This window comes from Phytoactinopolyspora endophytica, assembly GCF_004138495.1.
Classification (GTDB): Bacteria; Actinomycetota; Actinomycetes; order Jiangellales; family Jiangellaceae; genus Phytoactinopolyspora; species Phytoactinopolyspora endophytica.
Genome location: NZ_ML142877.1, coordinates 19,898 through 23,395 on the forward strand (window position 1 = coordinate 19,898; position 3,498 = coordinate 23,395).

Annotated in this window: 4 protein-coding genes and 1 pseudogene; all 5 read left to right on the top strand. The window is 67.5% G+C overall.

Features of this window, described 5'->3' with window-relative positions; genetic code table 11:
• Positions 1 to 351: pseudogene (locus ELR45_RS32570) on the top strand (hypothetical protein); the annotation flags it as partial.
• A gap of 127 nt (positions 352 to 478) precedes the next feature.
• Entirely contained in the window at positions 479 to 1,036 is a 558-nt protein-coding gene (locus tag ELR45_RS32575) for a UGSC family (seleno)protein (protein ID WP_205857722.1), read from the top strand.
• Positions 1,033 to 2,073, top strand: coding sequence for a hypothetical protein (locus ELR45_RS32580; protein WP_205857723.1), 1,041 nt, complete (start codon positions 1,033 to 1,035; stop codon positions 2,071 to 2,073). Before ELR45_RS32575 ends, ELR45_RS32580 begins: the two co-directional genes overlap by 4 nt.
• Before the next feature lie 53 nt (positions 2,074 to 2,126).
• Entirely contained in the window at positions 2,127 to 2,975 is an 849-nt protein-coding gene (locus ELR45_RS32585) for an SDR family NAD(P)-dependent oxidoreductase (protein ID WP_129669997.1), read from the top strand.
• Positions 2,976 to 3,107: 132 nt separating this feature from the next.
• Positions 3,108 to 3,498, top strand: a 391-nt coding sequence (locus tag ELR45_RS39975; protein WP_205857724.1) for a CoA transferase subunit A, incomplete at its 3' end; no start/stop codon positions are given.

A 3,498-nucleotide genomic window follows, 5' to 3' on the forward strand; every position in this document is an offset into this window, starting at 1 on the left:
GTCTTCGCGTCCGCTGGGTGGAGCAAGGACGACGTGCGGACCTTCATCTACGAGCACGCCGTCCGGCCGAGATCCGAGCTGGTCACCGTCGGCAAAGACGCGATCTCCCATCACACCCGCTGGCGGCTTCCGGGCGACCACCCGGATGCCGTCCCGGATGCCGCAAACACGGGCGTCACCCCCGACAGTGTGCCGCTGCTGGCCTCTCCCGCCTCCGTCCAGATCGTCGTCGCGGGCGCGAACAACGCCGGTGTCTCCGCGGTGGTCGAGATCTTCGGACTCGCCCCACGTGAGCGGCCCTCGTCTTACAGCACCATCGAGTCCGTGAACCCGGCCGGCGGCGAACTATGACCCTGACCAGCGAGCGCGGGCGTTGAGCGGCACATGCCCGATGCCGCTTTCCGTGACATGGAAGCAGGCATGTCGCGGACCGCGGCGCACCCTCCATAGTTGTGCTCGACACTGAGGGAGGTTGATCATGGTCGGCGGAATCATCGACCCCACTGCTGGAGCTCAGACCCGGGTCTCCGTGGAACAACGCGACTCACCGGTTGTCTCCAGCTTGGACGGCCTACGCGTCGGATTGCTCGAGAACACCAAGCGGAACGCGGCACGCATCCTCGACGCCGTCGGCGCGGCTCTCGCTGAGACACATGGTGCCGCCGAACTGGTGCGGCGCACGAAGAAGCAGTTCGCGATGCCCCTACCCAGCGATGTGCTCACTGACCTGAAGAGCACATGCGACGTGGTGGTGATCGGCGTCGGAGACTGCGGTTCGTGCAGCGCGTCGGCGGTCGCGGACGGCATCGCCCTGGAGGAGACCGGGCTGCCGACGGCGGTCATCTGCACTGATGCCTTCGAGTCCACAGCCCGGGCCATGGCGGAGTTGAAAGGGGACGCGGACTACGGGTTCCTGCTGACCGAGCATCCGGTCGCCAACCTCACCGACGAACAGATCGTGCAGCGCGCAGGCAGGCTGGCTCCCGAGGTAGCGGCCCGGCTGCTCGGCCGTCGCTCGTCCGGTGTGGTGGCGTGAACAGTCCGTCGCCCACCGACGCGCTCGATCCGGTGGCCGCAAGCCTCGTCACGGAGTACCTCTTCGATCAGGGCTGGTCGGACGGTCTTCCGCTGGTGCCGGCCACCGAGGAGTCCGTCGAGACTTTCCTTGCCCATACCGACCGCGAAGCCGACGAGATCATCGCGCAGCTACCGCAACTAGGTCGGAAAGCCAGCGTTCGCGACGTCGCCACCCATGCCGTCATGGCCGGATGCCGGCCGGAGTACTTCCCCCTCGTGCTCGCCGCCTGGGATGCCCTTTCGGTGGAGCGATCCGCGCTCGGCGGCGGCTGGCAGAGCACCAGCGGCCCGGCGCCGTTGGTCATCGTCAACGGTCCCATCCGCGATGAGCTGGGAGTCAACAGTGCTGGCGGTGTGCTCGGACCGGGCTTCCGGCCGAACGCCACCATTCCCCGCGCGCTCGGACTGACCGTCCGCAACAGCTTGGGCGTCGTGCCGCACGCACTCGAGCAGGCCACCCAGGGGATCCCCGGTCGCTGGACGATGTGTGTCGGCGAGGATGAGGAGAACAGCCCGTGGGAACCGCTGTCGGTCGATGGCGGCCTGCAGGCCGGGGAGAACGCCGTGAGCACGATTCTGGTGCGGACCTGTGAGTTCGTCGACAACCGGCACTTCCACGACCCCGTCGAGGTCCTGCGTGATTTCGCCGACACCATCGGACGAGCCGGTGCCTGGATCTTCCGGTACTCCTCCGTGGGTATCGTCATGAACCCCGACCACGCACGGGTCTTCGCCGAGGCGGGAATGTCCAAGCAGGACGTGCGGGAATGGATCGTCGCGCACGCGGGCAAGACCGAGGCTGAGCTGACGGCCGTCGGCAAAGGGCTGAGCCGCCTTTCCGACGGGCCCTTCGACCCTGACCACTTCCATCCCGTGTTCGCGGATGCGAGCCCGGCCTGTCTTCCCATCATCGTCGCCGGCTCCCGCAATGCCGCGATGTCGATGGTGGTCCGCGTCTTCTCGACGTGGTCTGGGCGCTCATTCCCGTTGTCGTGACACGGTCGTCCCACGCACACATCTATCCGGCTATGGAGCCCGAGGAGAACGTGATGTCCCAAGAGACATGGGCAGTCCCCGTCGATGATCCGCTGGCAACCGCCGGCCCGCCCTGGCTCGACGGCAAGGTCGCGCTGGTGGCGGGCGGCGGCCTGAGCGGTCCGGAGGGTAACGTCGGCTTCGCCATGGCCTGGCTGTTCGCCCGCAGCGGAGCCAGGGTGGCTGTGCTCGACCGTGACCACGCAGCGGGGGAGCGCACCGTGGACGCCATCCGCAAGGCGGGCGGCGAGGCCGAGACCTTCGACGTCGATCTGACCGACGACGACTCGTGCGCGACGGCCGTCCGACAGGCATACGAACACTTCGGCAGCATCAATGTGGTCGCCGACTCGATCGGGGGCGGCGGTGCCCGGAGCATCTTCGACATCTCGGTCGAGGACTGGCACACCGCGATGGACGTCAACCTCACCTCGGCCTGGCTCCTGATGCGGCACGTGCAGGAGTACATGGAGCGCGGCGGCTCCATCGTGACCATCTCGTCGAGCGCGGCGGAGGGACGTGGTCCAGGGATGCCCTACAGCATCGCCAAGACAGCACTCGAAAAGCTCAGCACCGGAGCGGCCAGCAGTCTCGCCCCCAGGGGCATCCGGGTCAACTGCGTTCGCGTGGGCATGATCTGGGGTGCCTTCGCCGCGCGCGGCATGTCAGAGGAGCAGCGCGAGCTCCGGCGCAGGAACGTCGCCATGCAGACCGAGGGCAACGCCTGGGACATCGCGTCGGCGGCGTTCTTCCTCTCCACCGACCAGGCCCGGTGGATCTCCGGCCAGGTACTGACCGTCGACGGTGGCGGGTTCGCCTTCCGGAACACCGGCGCCGCCGGTTCGAATCCCACCAAGGAATGATCCGTGACGGTCACCGGTACGCGCGCAGACCAGTCTTCCGCGTGATGACAACTGACATATGAGCGATCCCCTTGTGCTGGTTACGTTGAACCGGCCGGGTCGAGGAGATCCGGCTGAGCCGATGGAGGTCTGATGGACAAGGTGTACGACTCTCCCGCGGAAGCCGTGGCCGACGTACCCGACGGTGCCCGCGTTGCCGTCGCGGGCTTCGGTATTACCCACCGGTTCCCTTCGTCTTTGGTCGTCGCGTTGCGTGACCAGGGTGCGCGGTCGCTGACGGTGTACTGCAACGGCCTCGGCCAGGCGGGCCATCCGACCGCGCAGGTGCTCGCGGAGAACAAGCAGATCGCCCGGTTGGTGACCAGTTTCTCCAGCCGGCCCGGTGACGTGACGGCGGCGGAGAAGCAGATCCAGTCGGGCGAGATGGAACTGGAGCTGGTGCCGCAGGGCACCCTGGTCGAGCGGATGCGCGCCGGTGGCGCGGGGATCCCCGCGTTCTTCACACCTGTGGGCGTCGGTACCG